This window comes from Oceanococcus sp. HetDA_MAG_MS8 (assembly GCA_019192445.1).
Classification (GTDB): Bacteria; Pseudomonadota; Gammaproteobacteria; order Nevskiales; family Oceanococcaceae; genus MS8.
The window spans coordinates 37,174-52,121 of the sequence record JAHCMK010000005.1; the positions used below are offsets into that span (position 1 = coordinate 37,174).

The 14,948-nt window shown below is 58.4% G+C and carries 9 protein-coding genes and 1 tRNA gene; 1 reads left to right on the forward strand and 9 read right to left on the reverse strand.

From position 1 onward, the window contains the following. Positions 1–507 precede the first annotated feature (507 nt). The 5 genes from KI787_09985 to KI787_10005 all read right to left on the reverse strand — a co-directional run bounded on the left by KI787_09985 (position 508) and on the right by KI787_10005 (position 4,844). A tRNA-Phe gene (locus tag KI787_09985) sits at positions 508–583 on the reverse strand. A gap of 135 nt (positions 584–718) precedes the next feature. Then, a complete protein-coding gene (locus KI787_09990) occupies positions 719–982 on the reverse strand; it encodes an oxidative damage protection protein (GenBank protein ID MBV6630281.1) in 264 nt (87 codons plus the stop codon). 13 nt (positions 983–995) lie between these two features. Further along, entirely contained in the window at positions 996–2,027 is a 1,032-nt protein-coding gene (gene mutY, locus KI787_09995; protein MBV6630282.1) for an A/G-specific adenine glycosylase, read from the reverse strand. Positions 2,028–2,031: 4 nt separating this feature from the next. Further along, positions 2,032–2,583 carry an SRPBCC family protein gene (locus KI787_10000; GenBank protein MBV6630283.1) on the reverse strand — a complete coding sequence of 184 codons (552 nt, stop codon included), beginning with the start codon at positions 2,581–2,583 and terminating at the stop codon, positions 2,032–2,034. A gap of 71 nt (positions 2,584–2,654) precedes the next feature. Then, positions 2,655–4,844, reverse strand: a complete 2,190-nt coding sequence (locus tag KI787_10005; GenBank protein ID MBV6630284.1) for an AsmA family protein — start codon at positions 4,842–4,844, stop codon at positions 2,655–2,657. A 123-nt stretch (positions 4,845–4,967) separates the two neighbouring features. On the opposite strand from KI787_10005, the gene KI787_10010 reads away from it, so the two are divergent. Further along, positions 4,968–6,284 (forward strand): S8 family peptidase, encoded by a 1,317-nt coding sequence (locus KI787_10010; GenBank protein MBV6630285.1) that lies wholly within the window; start codon positions 4,968–4,970, stop codon positions 6,282–6,284. A 56-nt stretch (positions 6,285–6,340) separates the two neighbouring features. Here the strand turns inward: KI787_10010 and KI787_10015 are convergent, their stop codons facing one another. From KI787_10015 to KI787_10030, 4 genes are all read right to left on the reverse strand, one after another. Then, positions 6,341–7,885 carry an AbgT family transporter gene (locus tag KI787_10015; GenBank protein ID MBV6630286.1) on the reverse strand — a complete coding sequence of 515 codons (1,545 nt, stop codon included), beginning with the start codon at positions 7,883–7,885 and terminating at the stop codon, positions 6,341–6,343. A gap of 67 nt (positions 7,886–7,952) precedes the next feature. Beyond that, the gene (locus tag KI787_10020) at positions 7,953–10,634 is read right to left on the reverse strand and encodes an HAD-IC family P-type ATPase (protein ID MBV6630287.1); all 2,682 of its coding nucleotides are present in this window, start codon (positions 10,632–10,634) and stop codon (positions 7,953–7,955) included. 89 nt (positions 10,635–10,723) lie between these two features. Next, a complete protein-coding gene (locus tag KI787_10025; GenBank protein ID MBV6630288.1) occupies positions 10,724–12,370 on the reverse strand; it encodes a glycerol-3-phosphate dehydrogenase/oxidase in 1,647 nt (548 codons plus the stop codon). After that, a complete protein-coding gene (locus tag KI787_10030) occupies positions 12,367–14,904 on the reverse strand; it encodes an acyl-CoA dehydrogenase (protein ID MBV6630289.1) in 2,538 nt (845 codons plus the stop codon). The genes KI787_10025 and KI787_10030 overlap by 4 nt, the downstream gene beginning before the upstream one ends. Positions 14,905–14,948 lie beyond the last annotated feature (44 nt).

Sequence of the window (14,948 nt, forward strand, 5' to 3'; positions counted from 1 at the left end):
CCCTTTAGAAACTTTGTTTGGCTGTAGCGGGACAGGCACTAGCAGTGACTTTTCACTTGTTGCAGACAAAGTGGAGCACCTCAACAGAGCCCATCGTCTAGTAGGGCTACATGGCAATGAAACCAAGCTGCCGAAGGTCTCATCGTTTTTTGGGGGGGGCGGCTTTCCGATTCCGGAAACTTCGCTCGGGATTTCGCGTCATTGAGTTTCATTCCAGGATAGCGTAGCGATTGATGAAGCCGTGCTCTGCCAAGCCCATTCTTGAACCTAAGGCACCTACAAGCTTAAAAAAGCCTGAGAGGTATACCGGGTGCCGCCTAGTTCTACCAGGCGGCTTGACGCCCCAACATCGCCTGTTATGCAGTTGAGGGCTGCTGGTACATGATTGCTGATCCTCAGCAATATGCTCCGCCCTTCAACCATTCTCCCAAGTAGTATCGATGCACTGGGCTCTCGATTTTTTGTTGCCTGGGCGAGTCACGGCAATGCTTGGATAGTAGAATTAGATGGTGGCCAGGGACGGAATCGAACCGCCGACACGGGGATTTTCAATCCCCTGCTCTACCAACTGAGCTACCTGGCCATTTTTTGTCGCCGTTAAAGAACCTTGTTCAGTGCGGCGTGGCTGCCTTGCGCAGCAAGCCGCGTATTAAACGCGAGCTGGGCACTGGCGTCAAGTCCTTCGCGCTGATTTCCTTCGGCGTTGCATGTGTCGCACCTAGCTTTGCGGAGGAACGTAGCCTGTTTGTGTGAGTTTGCCTTTGGTGAAGAAGAACTTATCCATTTCTTCGCGCAAAAATTTCCGCGCCTCGGGCTTGGCTAACACTAGGCGATATTCATTGATAAGGCGGGTTTGGTGGGCGAGCCATTCTTGCCACGCGCGCTGGGACACTTGCTCGTAGAGTTTTTGGCCAAACTCGCCAGGCATGGGTGGTTTGAGCAGGCCGGGTAGCTCTTCGTCAAATTTAGCGCAGTGCACCATGCGGGGGCTGTTCTCAGTCATTACTCAATTTCTCCAGGATGCGATGAACCGCTGTGGGTAGTCCGTATTGCCCCATATTCTGGGGTGTGACCCAGCGTGCTTCCAACTCTTCGGCCACGCCGTTGGCTGTGGGCTGAGGCGGTTCGTCCAGCATTACATAGATGTGCAGGTCAAAGTGGGTGAAGACATGCTTGATTTTCAGTGCATGGTCTTGTGTAGGAGGCTGAGCCTCCAACAGCTCTGAATGTGGCGGGCACCATAAACCACCCCACAAGCCCGAGGGTGGACGACGCTCCAACCAAATTGCTTGGTCCTTTGGGCGGCGGCTCAGCCACATGAGGCAATAACGCTGACGGCGGCTACGGTTTTTGCGCGGTGCTTTGATCGGCAGAGATTCCACCAGCCCTTGTCGAAGAGCCTGGCAGTCATCCGCGATGGGGCATTCGCCGCATCGGGGCTGTTTGGGGATGCAGATGGTGGCGCCTAAATCCATCAATCCCTGGGTGTAGTCCGGCAGGCGGACACTAGGGAGATGTGACTCAGCGTAAGACCACAGGCGTTTTTGGGCGGCGGTTTTCCCTGGCCACTCCTGCTCGGCGCTATGCCGGCTGAAGACGCGCTTCACATTGGCATCCAGAATGGCTTCGGGTAAGCCAAATGCCTGGGCACAGATGGCTGCAGCAGTGCTACGGCCTATGCCAGGTAGCGCCTCTAGCGCTTCTCTATTGGCTGGGAACTCGCCGCCGTAGTCTTCTTGAATGCGCTGTGCACAGGCATGGAGGTTGCGCGCACGGGCGTAATAACCCAAGCCCTGCCAAAGGCTGAGAACTTCATCCAAGGGGGCGGCTGCGAGTGGGCCTACATCGGGAAAACGCGCGACAAAGCGCTTGAAGTAGGGGATAACTGCACTGACCGTGGTTTGTTGCAGCATCACCTCGGACAACCACACACGGTAGGGAGTGCGGGGATGCTGCCAGGGTAGGTCATGACGCCCGTGTGTGGCTTGCCAGCCCAGTACGCGCTGGGCTAGGGAGGGTGGCGCCAAGGGCTTACAACGCTCCTGCCAGGGTGGTTTCGATCACCTTTGGTTGCTGTGGCGGGGCCAATGCTAAGGCGAGCTGCTCGATACCGTTGGCGGTTTCTTCGGCTTCGGACTGCAACTTGCGCTTGATGAGCCATGGTCCAACGATGGGCGGAATCCAAAAGTCGGGCTCTATTTCGGCAAAGAAGTGCAGGTGCGCCTCGCCCTCCTGGTCCCATATGCGCCACTGCGCCTGGCCGAAGCGCAAATTGGACAGCTCTGGAATCACTTGCGCACTGAGCTGCTCCGGCGGCTTGAGTTGCATGTCTTGAACTTGATCAAAAACGCGGCAAACGCTCATGACGCAGACGCGGACCTGGGTGTGTACCCGCTGCAGGCCAGGGGCAGCGCCATCGATGGGTTCAGCCTTAATGATGGCGGGGTTGATGTCTACCAGACGGGGGAAGTCGGTAAACACGGCATAAGCGCGGCCGGCGTCCACATCCATGCGGGCGCGCATGGTGACGCGGTAGCGCTTGCCCTCATGGGCCACATCAATATGATCGATTTTTGCCGGCATGGCCGCGGTGCAATAACAAATACTGGCGGCGAAGATTAGCAAGCGCAGCTTCAGTCTTCGAGTCTGAAGCATCATTGCGGGTCTTTGTTGCCGCCAAACAGGTCCTGCAGTTTGCCGCGTAGTTTGTCTTTGGCTTCGTCCTTGAGCTCCTCTTTACGCTGGTCCAGGTCTTGTTTGAGCTCTTGTTTCTTGGCGTCAAGCTCCTGCTGGGCACGGGCTTTGAGTGCGCCCTCCACATCGATTTGGAACCGGGGGGCGGTAAGTGGTCCGCTGATTTGCACGGGCACGGCTAGTCCAATCAACTTATCCAGCCCCTTATTCTTGCGAATGACCGGATGGTCTTTCAGTGTGGGCAGTAGCTGCATATCCCAGGCCAGCGCTTCCATATTTAGGCCGCCAGTGCCGCTCACAGCCAGCAGCTCACTGTCGGCGCGAAGGTTCTGTGCTTTAGCCTGTCCGGAGCTAAACAGAATTTTCCCTGCAAATTCAGAGAAACTTGTTGCGGCCTGCGTATCCTCGGCGGCTTTGGTTTTGCTCAGGCCCTGATTGATGATGTCGACCAAGGAAACGCCCTGAACTGCACCATCCTTCAACAAATAGGAGGCTTGCCCAGCCGCACTGGCGAGTAGCTGCCGCGGCGTGGTGCCCACAGCTTCTAAGTCCAGGTCCAGTTGGGTTAACCCGCTAAGCCATTGTTCCCCGATGGTGTCTTGCAGCAGGGGACCAAGTCCGACAGCGGCCATGCTGAGCTGTAGGCCGGTCTTTGGCGTATTTTTGCTGAAGTCCACCGTATTGCTGGCCTTCAGCTGGCCTCCATAAGCTTGCATGGTGAGCTCGGATGTGAAGGCCTGGCCCGGCCGTGCGCGCGCTTGCCAGGTCACGTTTTTGGCTTTGACGCCGGCGCCCAAGAACTCCCCGATCGTGGCCTTGGCTTCTATATCGAGTTCGGCCAGCATGTCTAAGGGTAGAGGCTGGTCGAGTGGGTCAGGGCCGCTTTCATCGCCGCTCTCTTCTGGCTCTTCTTCCGCCGTTGGTGGTGTCCAATTGTCTAGATCAAAGCGATCTAGCTGAAACTGCGCTCGAAGCTGAGGCGGCTCTAAGGTCACTACACTTACGCTGCCGTTAAATGGCGCACCGTCGAGTTGACCTTGCAAACGCGTACTACGAATACGCTGTGGTTCCAAGCTGAGGTTCAGCGCCAGCTGAGTTGGGCCGCCGGGGCTGCCATCGCCTAGGGGAATTCCAAAGCGCTGGCTGAATTCTTGGGCCACAAAGGCATTGGTCTGCAAACTGGCGCTGCCCTGAGGTTGTCCAGCACTCAAATCCAGGTCGGCATTGAAGGTGGCTTGCATGCCTGCATTCTCCAGTCGCCAATCGCTGACTTCTACATGTTGCTGAGCCCCGTCATAACGGGCTCCGCCCCGGGCGATCGCTGTTTGCTTGCCACCAGGCACGCTGGGCCCCTGGGTCGTCACGCGGAGTTCACTTTGGCTGAGCTCCAGCAAGGGGCCCTCAGGGTCAAATGTCCAGTCCGACTCGAGCTCGACTTGGGCTTGGAGGTCGTCGGGCAGACTGGCTCTGAGCAGTAGGGCAATCGTAGAGGTCTCGCCGGGCGCAATGGGGCCTGTCCGTAACTGGTCCAGGGTTAACTCGGTTCGCTCCTCGTCAGCGCTATAGACCAAACTAATGTTGGTCAGCTCCACGCCGGCCACATAGATATCCATCGGCGTGTCCTTTTGGACAATCACCGTGGTTTTCTCAGGTGTTTTGATGGTGGTGGTATTGCCGCTCTCTTCGACTTCAACCACGCCATCCTCGGTGTCCACGCGCACCGTATCACCGGAATCCTGCTCGGCCAGGCTGGCCAGGTCATCCCAGTTTGTGCTCTCAGCGCGGGTCTCTAGGCGCAGGCTCAGATCGGCGACACGTACCTGACCCACGCGCAAGGTATTTTGGGTGAGCAGGGGCCAAAGCTCTACCTCGGCTTGGACTTGGCCGATCTGCACCATAGGTTCGGGCCCAAAACCCTGGGCGTTGGCGAGTCGCACATCATTTATTTCGGCTCCTACAAAGGGGAACAGGCGGAGCTCTATGGGGCCGCTGAGCTCCAGTTCACGGCCGGTTTTTTCGAGCACAGCTTGGCTGATGTCGTCGCGATAGTCATTGGGGTCAAAGATGGCCAAAACCCAAATTAGTACGCCGCTAATTGTCAGGCCCGTCAGCCCTACAAATGCCAATAAGATTTTGAGTGGCAACGCCATGCTGTGTCCGCCCTATCCTTGGATGAGCGCTTGAGCATAACCAATGCCATCAAAAATTCCTGAGGACTTGGTAATGTGACTCGCAAATTGCACATCCCATACTGGGATTACAGGGGACAGACCATGAAACAACCATCCAATCTGCGCCGGGGGCTGGCTTTAGCGGCCGCGCTGATCAGCGTCGGTATGAGCCTTCAGCCCGCTCAGGCGGCTGATGTTATTCAGGTCAAAGACGCGGTTCCGGGGCAGTTTATTGTGGCTTTGGAGCGCAGGTCTCAACGTTGTTTGGCGGATCGCTTGGCGCGTTTGGTTGGCGGGCGAGTTCTGCATGAATACAACCGAGCTTTTCAGGGCTTCGCGCTTAGCGCAGCGCCGGCAGCGGTCGCACAGCTGCTGCAGCAGCCTGGAGTGCGCTACGTGGAGCAAGTTGGCCGGGTGAGCTTGGTTGCCAGACCGCCTTGGGGGCTGGACCGCGTAGACCAACCGCAGCTGCCGCTGGATGGTGACTATCAGCCTATGAATCAGGGCCAAGACGTCCATGCATACATTGTCGACACCGGTATTCGGAGCACGCATCGGGCTTTTGCAAAGCGCTTGGGCAACGGGGCCAATTTTGCCCAGACGGGCACAGCGCCGGAAAATCCTCCGGGTTTAGGTGGCGACTTGGGTAAAGCCATTGGCGACACGGTTGGTGGTTTGCTCGGGGGCGGTTCCGGTGGCGACGATGATGAGCAAAGCGGCTCCCGCCCAGACTGGGACGACTGCAACGGCCATGGTACCCATGTGGCCGGTACGGTCGGCGGGCAGGGTTACGGCGTTGCGACGCAGGTACGCTTGCACGCAGTGCGGGTGTTGGATTGCGCGGGCTCTGGTACCACTGCGGATGTGATTGCAGGAGTGGATTGGGTGACGAAGAATGCCCAGGTGCCAGCAGTGGCTAATCTGAGCTTAGGAGGCGGGGCTAGCCGCTCCTTAGATGAAGCCGTCAATAATGCGATTGATCAGGGCATCACCATGGTGGTCGCGGCGGGAAACAGCAATGAGGACGCTTGCGATAGCTCCCCGGCGCGTGTGGCGAATGCCATCACGGTGGGGGCAAGCACCATCCGTGACGAACGCGCGGAGTTTTCTAACTACGGAGACTGCATCGATATTTTTGCTCCGGGAACCGAAATTTTATCGGCCTGGCATAGCTCGGACGATGCCCAAAAAGAACTACAAGGCACGTCCATGGCGGCGCCGCATGTCGCGGGCGCGGTGGCAATTCTGCTGGCCGACAACGGCGAGGCGCCACCTTCGGTGGTGTTTCAGGATCTAGTCGCCTTGGCCGTGGATGACGTGGTTGAGCAAGCTCGCTCAGATGCGAACCGCTTGCTCCAGGTTCCGATGCCTGCGAAGGACGACAAGCAGACGCAGTCTCGTCGTATGGGCTTGTACTAGTGCGAAGCTCGGCCTGCGGCTGACGTTACCTAGCGCCAGCCGCAGGCCGACAGGCCTCAAACGCCTAAGGGCAGCCCTGTGACAAAGAACAGCACCAGCAGGGCCGTCCAGACCAGCAAGAAGGCCAGTGAGTAAGGCAGCATGATGAGCAATAGATCACCAAAGCTCATGTTCGGCCGGTATTTGCGCATGAAGGCCAGAATTACGCCGGCATAGACCATCATCGGCGTGATGATGTTGGTGGATGAATCCGCTACGCGGAAAGCTGCTGCGACGTAATCCGGGGTCATGGCTGGGTTCACAAAGTACAGCATGGGTACGAAGATTGGCCCCAATAGCATCCACTTAGAGGTGAGCCCGCCAATCACCAAGTTGATCAGCGCGGTCGTGAGCACAAAACCAATCAGCAGTAAGACCGGGAACTCCTGCAAGCCCAGCGCTAGTAGCCCTTGAGCTCCGAGGTAGGTGATGTAGGAGCCCAGGCCGGAGTAGCTCAGCAGGCCCAAAAAGTTGTAGCAGAAGAAGGTCAGCACCAGGATGTAGCCCATGGTGTTCATTTGGCTCACCATGGCTTGGACTACATCATTGGCGCTGCGGAATTTGCCGGTGGCAAAGCCAAAAAAGCTGCCGGTGACAACAAAGAACAAGGAAATAAGCAGGATGATGTTGTCGAAGTAAGGCTTGACGACGCGTCCGGCTTCGTTGGTGTAAGCCGCCAGCGGGCCCATGCTGAGGAGAGCAATCAATACGGCAGCGACGACAGTACCTAACCCGGCAGCACGCAAGCCTTTGGTCTCGTCGGCGCTAATGCCAAACTCGGCGCTACGCAGGTCGTCTGGGATGACGAATTCCTGCCCATCTAACTTGGGCTCAATGTAGCGGCGTGTGACCCAGTAACCGGTAATGGCTAGTACAAAGGTAGACACCACAATAAAAATCCAATGCATGGTGGCTGGGTTGAGTGGCTCACCTGCGGCATTGGCGAAGGCAATGCCCTGGGCCTGGGCAAAGCTTTGCGCATTCATGCCAATGACCACATCCACCGGGCCCGGAATGAGATTGGCGCTAAACCCGGCTGACACCCCTGCAAAGGCAGCAGCCATACCGATGAGTGGGTTTCTGCCCAGGCCCGCGTACAGTAGGCCCGCAAGCGGAATCAGCACCAGGTAGCCCGCGTCGGTGGCCACCGAACTCAGAATGCCAATGAGCACCAGCAGCAAAGGCAAGAGTTTCTGAGGAATGTGACTGCCGGCTTTTTTGATCAGGGCGCCAAACAGCCCGGAGTGCTCGGCCACACCAATGGCGAGCATCACCACCAAAATGACACCGAGCACGCCATGCCCAAAGCCCAGCCAATTTGCAAGCAGGGCGTTGTCGAAAATCCAGCGCACATGCTCGGCCTCGTACATGGCCTTAATGTGGTACTGAACCATCTCTCCGCCGGTACCTGCGGTTTCAAACTGCAGCCCACCCAAGGCCACGGTGATGGCAAAGGCCAGCGGGTAGAAGGCCATGAAAATGAGGATGGGGTCGGGGATTTTGCGCCCCATGCGTTCCACGGCGGCCCCAAATTTGGCACCAAAACTTGCTTGCGCAGCCATGCGGTTCTCCCAAGTACAGCAACAGTACAGCAACGGCAAAGCGGCGCAGTATACCTACGCGCCGTTGCTATCCCTTAGGCTGCCTCCCATAGTGCGGCGAGGGCCGTTCGCGACGCCGTTTCCAAGTGGCCGCGGCGCGCTTGTCTAGATCTAGCAGCAGCATGAGCGCAACGCCCGGTACGCTGCATTGCGCGACCTGTAGTGGGCTTAGTGGCACGCTGTGAAACAGCATTTGCATGAAGGGCACATAGGTAAACACCAGCTGTAGCAGCACCACCACGGCCAGAGCGATCAACACGGCCGGCGTGCCCTGGATGCCCGTCCAGGTTAACGAGGCTCCATGCCGATAGCGCACGCTGAAGAGATAGAAGACCTCCATGGCCACCAAACTGTTAAGGGCCATAGTTCGGGCCTCATCAAGGCTGCCGCCTTGGCCATGCACTAAGGTAAATTGACTAAAGATGCCAATGGCAAAAAGTACCGAGACCAACAGCACCCGCCACAAGATAAAGCGCGACAAGATGGGGGCATGCGGTGACCGGGGCGGCTTTTGCATCAGCCGCTCTTCGGCCGGCTCGAAGGCTAGTGACATGGCCAATGCTACGGAGCTGACCATGTTCACCCATAGAATCTGCAAGGGTGTAATCGGTAGTAATAAGCCGAACAGCACGGCAATGATCAGCGATATTGATTCACCGCCATTCACCGGAAGCAAGAAGGTGATGACCTTCTTGAGGTTGGCATAAACCGTACGCCCTTGCTCCACTGCTGCCACGATGGACGCAAAGTTATCATCGGCCAGCACAAAATCAGATGCTTCGCGAGCGGCTTCGGAGCCTTTGAGACCCATGGCTATTCCGGCGTCAGCGCGTTTCAGCGCTGGGGCATCGTTGACGCCGTCACCAGTCATGGCCACAACCGCTCCCTGGCTTTGCATCACCTGTACCAGTCGCAGCTTATGCTCCGGGCTGGTTCTGGCGAAGATATCGCTGCCTGCAATGGCTAGAGCTAATCCCGCATCATCCAAAGCATCAATGTCATGTCCGCTCAGTGGTTTCTGAGTTTGTTTGAGGCCAATTTGCTGGCCAATCGCAGCTGCGGTTCCAGCATGGTCGCCCGTGATCATTTTCACGGTGATGCCGGCTTCATAGCAGCGCGCAACAGCTGTGATGGCCTCTTCACGTGGCGGATCTATTAGTCCCACCAGGCCAAGTAACACCCCTTGCCCTTTCAGGCTGGAATGATCGAGTTCAGCACTACCCAATGGAGTGTGCGCTAGCGCCAGCACACGCTGGCCTTGGGCGGCGATTTCACCCGCTTGGTTCTGCCAGTAGTGGGTATCCAAAGGCTCTGGTCCGCTTGGGCCAAGTTGTTGAGTGCATTGGGCAATCAGCACTTCCGGAGCACCCTTCATCAGCGCTAGGCCATCATGAAGTACAGCCATATAGCGGTAACGGGCATCAAAGGGGATGCTGGCTTCCGGTTGCGGGCGGGTATCAATGGAGTGCCCCAGTTTGCCAGCCATCGCAAGCAAGGCCCCTTCCATGGGGTCGCCCTCGACCCGCCATTGGCCGTGTTGCTCTACTAATGCTGCGGTGTTGCACAGGGCGGCTACCCGCGCCAGGGCTTGCAAGATGCTGGGCTCATGCGCCCCTTCCAAGCTGCCATGGGGCGCATAACCACTTCCCGAGACCCGTATCGGGCCAGTGGCCGTCATGATCGTGGTCGCCACCATTTGATTGCGGGTTAATGTGCCGGTTTTGTCCGAGCAGATGATCGACACCGCGCCCAAGGTTTCAATGATCGGTAAGCGGCGTACGATGGCGTGGCGGCGCGCCATAGCTTGAACCCCGATCGCCAGTGTGACCGTGAGTACCGCCGGCAACCCTTCTGGTATGGCGGCTACGAACAGCCCAACCACGACCATAAATGATTCCGCGAACGGTGCCTCATTCACAACGATATTGAAGCCCAGTACTGCAGCGGAGAGCAGCAACAAAAACACGGTGAGATAGCGGGCGAAGCCCTCCATCTGCTGGATCAGTGGAGTTTTGAGCGTGTGAACCTGCTCGATCATGTGGCTGATTCGGCCAATCTCCGTTTCTGCGCCGATCTGGCTCACCACTCCTAGAGCATGCCCCTCCACAACCATCGTTCCGCTGTAGGCCATGTTCAGCCTGTCGCCGAGCGCTGCATCCGCTGCCACAGCTTGGATTTGTTTACGGACTGCTTCGGACTCGCCTGTCAGGATGGCCTCATCTACGGTGAGGTTGGCACATTCCAGTAAGCGAAGATCAGCGGGAACACGGTCGCCTGACTCAATCACCACAATGTCGCCAGGTACGAGCTCCTGGCCAGGAATGCTTTGCCGTTGCCCATGGCGGAGTACATTGGCGCGCGGGGCGAGCATATGGCGCAGAGCGTCAAGGGCAGCCTCAGCTCGACCTTCCTGCACAAAGCCAATAATGGCGTTGATGATCACGACTGCGAGGATGACCCCGGTATCAATGACATGGCCGAGAACGCCGGTGATGCTGGCTGCTACCAGTAACACCATGATGAGCAAATTATTGAACTGACGGCCCAAACGTCGCAGCGGACCAGGGCGGGGCGGCTGGGGGAGTTGATTCAAACCCCATTGCATTCGCCGTGCCTGCACCTCGGCTGCGTCTAAGCCAGTGCGCCGACTGCCTAGACCGTCCAGAACTGTATCCACGTTCTCAGACCAGACTGAGGAAAGCTCCGTCATACTGCACCGCCATTGGTGTATACCCCTTGGCGAGGGTTATAACCAAAAACTACGCCAAAATCGTAGTTCTTAGGCTGAAGTCGACTGCTTTAGGCGGCTGAGACCTCGCGGGGGTCACCGGTGAGCGGATCAACACTATCGTCGCTCACAATGCGCGGCCAGCGCGCTAAGGAGCGCTGAACTTGTCGGCGTTTTTCGGCTGCGTCCCATCCCAGTTCTTGGCCAACCAAGTGAGATAAGTCGTCCAGCACGGCCTCGTTGGGCGGCATCATCAATACCAGCGGCATACGTCGCCGGACCAAGTCTTGAAGTTGCACCACCATTTCTTCGCGTGCGGCGTAGATGGCTTCAGCGCGGCAAAAGGGCAGGTCGCCTAGGCTTTTGCCCAGTTCGGGTTGGTCTTCGACAAGATCCAGCACGTTGGCAGCATCCTTGCCATAACGCTTAGCAACCCAGTAGGCCGTACGCGCTTCCAGCCCCAGCGACTGTCCACGTTGCGCAATGTCCTCAAGCCAAGGCTTGAACTCAGCATTTGGTTTGCGCGGTAGTGGGATTTTTGTGCTGCCGGCCTTAGGCGGTGCGCCCAGTTGCCGACGCGCCGCGGCCAGTATCTCTTCAGCATCACGCCGGGCCGTGGTGAACTTGCCGCCCATTGGCACTAATGCGCCGGGCATGGGGGCATGTACCGAAAACTCGCGACTCACGGCAGATAAGGATCCAGCCTCGGCCTCGAGTAAGGTGCGCACGCCCACCCAGGCGCCGCGCACGCTATCGCGGGTCCAGTTCAAGCCGGGCAGGGCGCGGTTGGTGGAGCTGAGCAGATAGTCCACCTCGCTTTCAAGAATGGGCGCGGCCTGAGGGTTGCCGCGAAACTCGGACTCGGTGGTGCCCACAATGGTTTGTTCGTACCAAGGGATCACGAAGAACACGCGGCCGTCTACCGGGGCAGTCAGCAAAAAGGCTGAACGCGGCTCCGGCAAGGGAGGTAGCATCAGGTGCACGCCTTTGATCAGTTTGGCTTTAGGGCCATGTCCACCCAGCAACTGCATGGACCAGGGGCCAGCGGCGATGATTGTGAGCCTGGAGCGAATCTTGTAGCGGCGACCATCGATTTGGTCATGCAGGCTAGCCCCACTGACCCGTCCGCGTTGAATGTGGGGTTCGGCCTGAAGGTAATTGCAGGCCTTGCAGCCGGCCTGCATGGCGGCCCGTACGACTTCCAGCGTGACCCTGGCATCGTCTTCCTGGCAGTCGCCGTAGGAGAAGCCCCCCTTGAGCTGCTCGGCTTTGAGGTAGGGAAGCTGTTGCAGCAGTCCTTTGGCGTCATAGCTTTTGTGCCCTGGTGTGGGCTGCCCACTGCCGGCGAGTTGGTCGTACAGCGTAAGGCCGGCCTTCATCTTGGTGCGGCCCACCCTATCTCCCGCATAGATGGGCACCATAAAGCTCACTGGGTCTACCAAATGCGGCGCGAGCTCGGCCAGAGCGCGGCGCTCTTCCAGGGCGTGCCGCACCAGCGAGAACTCGAAGTTTTCCAAGTACCGCAGTCCGCCATGGATGAGCTTGGAAGAGGCTGAGGAGGTGCCCGAAGCCCAGTCGCCTTGCTCCACCAAAGCCACCTTCCAACCTTTGCGTGCGGCCGAATACGCCGTCCAGGCACCGTAAATACCACCGCCAATGACCAGTACATCGACCTCTTGGTCATGGAGTTCCTGTGGGGCTCGGGCCATCACGCTCATGCGTCTTCGGTGTCCTTGGCGGTCCGGGTGCTTTTGCCAGTCGTAGACTTGCGCGCCGTGGTTTTGCGCGGACTACTCTTGGCGCGACTGGCGCTGGTTTTACTGCTGGTGGTTCGGGCTGGCTTACGGGCCATGTCTTGGCTGCGGAAGTCATCCACGGCGACTAGCTCATGAATAAGCGCTTGAGCCTGCTGCATTTGTTCCAGCTCGTGGGGAGCCAGAATCCCGGCTTCGCCGGCCGCGGCAATTAAAGCTGCCGGGGCGGCCTCTTGTAATTGTCCTTCGCGAACAGCCTTCGCCAAGCGCTTTTGCAGCGGTGCAATATCCCGCTGGGCGGAAAAAGCTGCTTCATACACAGCCACCGACGACTTAGCATGCGGGGTCCAGCAACTGGCCGTGAGGCGATCACGCGCCGGCCCAGGCGTGGTCATCAGCTTGGCGATGTCGCGCCGCTGTGCATCACTGACACCCAAGGCGCGACGACCTAAGGGGAAGATCAACGCCCGGGCGAGCCAGGCTGCTGGACGGGAGGGCAGGTTGTGCAGCACGCCATGCAGGGCTTCTTCGATGTTGTGGTTGGCCTGGGCGCAGACGCTGCGCAGAAGCGGTAGGTCGTCCTGAGGCTGGCCGTCATCCTCGAAGCGCTTCAACGCGCAAGAGGCGATATATAGCTGGCTGAGCACATCCGCCAAACGCCCAGAAATGCTTTCGGCGAATTTCAATTTGCCGCCCAAGGTGGCAAAACACAGCTCCGTGAGTAGGGCTAAGTTTGCGCTGTAGCGGGCCAGGCTTCGGATTTCGCGCACATGCACGCCGCCACGCTCTGGGACTGGCGCAAGGGCTGGTATCAGGCCCAACACCAAAGACCGGCTAGCGGCGCTGATGGCATGGCCAATATGCGCCATCAAAGCGCGCCCGAAGCGGGCTTGCGAGCCTTCGGCTATGGCGTCGATTTCCTCGCGCACATAAGGGTGGCAACGCATGGCGCCCTGGCCGAAGATCATCAGGCTACGGGTGAGAATATTGGCGCCTTCAACCGTGATCGATACTGGCGCCGACATGTAGGCATTCGCAATGGGGTTGGCAGGGCCGACCATCACGGCCTTACCGGCATGAATATCCATGGCATCAATGGAAGATTCGCGAAGCATGCTGGTGCAGGAGTATTTGGCGATGGCCGAGGGCACGCTGGGCTTATCCCCCATATCCACCATGCTGGCCGTCATCCAGCGCACGGCGGTAGCCGCATAGTTGCGGGTGCCCATCCGGGCCAGGGCTTCGCTGATGCCCTCGAAGTTGGCTATGGGCATGCCGAATTGCTGGCGAACGGCAGCGTAAGCGCTGGTCAGCCGGCTGAGACCATTGATGGTGCCGGTGGAGCCCGACGGTAGGGAAATGGCCCGGCCCACTGAGAGACACTCCATCAGCATGCGCCAGCCCTGGCCGGCCATTACTGGCCCGCCAATGAGCATATCTAGTGGCACGAACACCTCATTGCCTGAGGTGGGCCCGTTCATAAATGGCGCGGAAATGGGCCAGTGCCTACGCCCAATGTTCACACCAGGAGTCTTGGCTGGAATTAATGCGCAGCTAATGCCCAGGTCTTCGCCCCGGCCCAACAAATTCTCGGGGTCGCGGAGTTTGACGGCCAGACCTAAGACAGTCGCCACCGGAGCAAGGGTGATGTAGCGCTTATCCCAGGTCAGGCGCATTCCTACGACTTCTTCGCCTTCCCATTCGCCTTTGCAGATCACGCCATGGTCGGGAATGCTGGCGGCATCCGAGCCGGCCCAGGGACTGGTGAGCGCAAAGCAAGGAATATCTTCGCCCACGGCCAGCCGCGGCAGGTAATGCGATTTTTGCTCATCGGTGCCGTATTTGAGCAATAGCTCAGCCGGGCCCAGCGAGTTCGGCACGGCCACAATGGAACTGGCCACCATGCCAGCGGGGTGCGAGCCAATGCGCGCTAATACTTCAGAATGCGCTAGCGCCGAAAAGCCTAAGCCGCCATATTCCTCGGGAATGATCATGCCGAAGAATTTTTCTTTTTTGAGGTAAGTCCAGGCAGCGGCCGGTAGGTCGGCTTCGACCTCGTTGACCTTCCAGCCATCCAGCTTTTGCAAAAATGTTTCGACGGGTCCATCCAGAAAGGCTTGCTCACGTGCCGACAAGCGCGGCATGGGGGTGGCAAACAACTTGCCGAAATCGGGCCGACCGCTAAACAGCTCGCCATCCCAAGACACCGTGCCAGCCTCCAACGCCGTCCGCTCGGTGTCGGAAATGCTGGGCAGCACTTTTTGCATAAAAGCGAAGGCGGGAGCGACGAGGTAGCGTGCGCGAATGTCTTCGCGGAGCAACAGCAATGCGGCTGCTCCGTACACCAGCCACAGCAGCCCGCCGCCAAACCAGCCCGGTTCACCGAGCAGGCTGAGGGCAGCCAGCCACGCACCCGTAAAGATAAAGCTACGTTCTAGGGAGGCACGCCAGAAGCTCAGTGCCAACAGCAAAACAATTAGGCTCAGAATCCAGAACACGGGTTGTCCTCTTGGTGCATGGGCGGCGGCCTGAAAAACACAGG

Excerpts from the sequence above, each read along its gene's own strand:
- KI787_09990 (MBV6630281.1), bottom strand. The coding sequence starts at position 982 with ATGGTGCACTGCGCTAAATTTGACGAAGAGCTACCCGGCCTGCTCAAA.
- KI787_10000 (MBV6630283.1), bottom strand. The coding sequence starts at position 2,583 with ATGCCGGCAAAAATCGATCATATTGATGTGGCCCATGAGGGCAAGCGC.
- KI787_10005 (MBV6630284.1), bottom strand. The coding sequence starts at position 4,844 with ATGGCGTTGCCACTCAAAATCTTATTGGCATTTGTAGGGCTGACGGGC.
- KI787_10010 (MBV6630285.1), top strand. The coding sequence starts at position 4,968 with ATGAAACAACCATCCAATCTGCGCCGGGGGCTGGCTTTAGCGGCCGCG.
- KI787_10015 (MBV6630286.1), bottom strand. The coding sequence starts at position 7,885 with ATGGCTGCGCAAGCAAGTTTTGGTGCCAAATTTGGGGCCGCCGTGGAA.
- KI787_10020 (MBV6630287.1), bottom strand. The coding sequence starts at position 10,634 with ATGACGGAGCTTTCCTCAGTCTGGTCTGAGAACGTGGATACAGTTCTG.
- KI787_10025 (MBV6630288.1), bottom strand. The coding sequence starts at position 12,370 with ATGAGCGTGATGGCCCGAGCCCCACAGGAACTCCATGACCAAGAGGTC.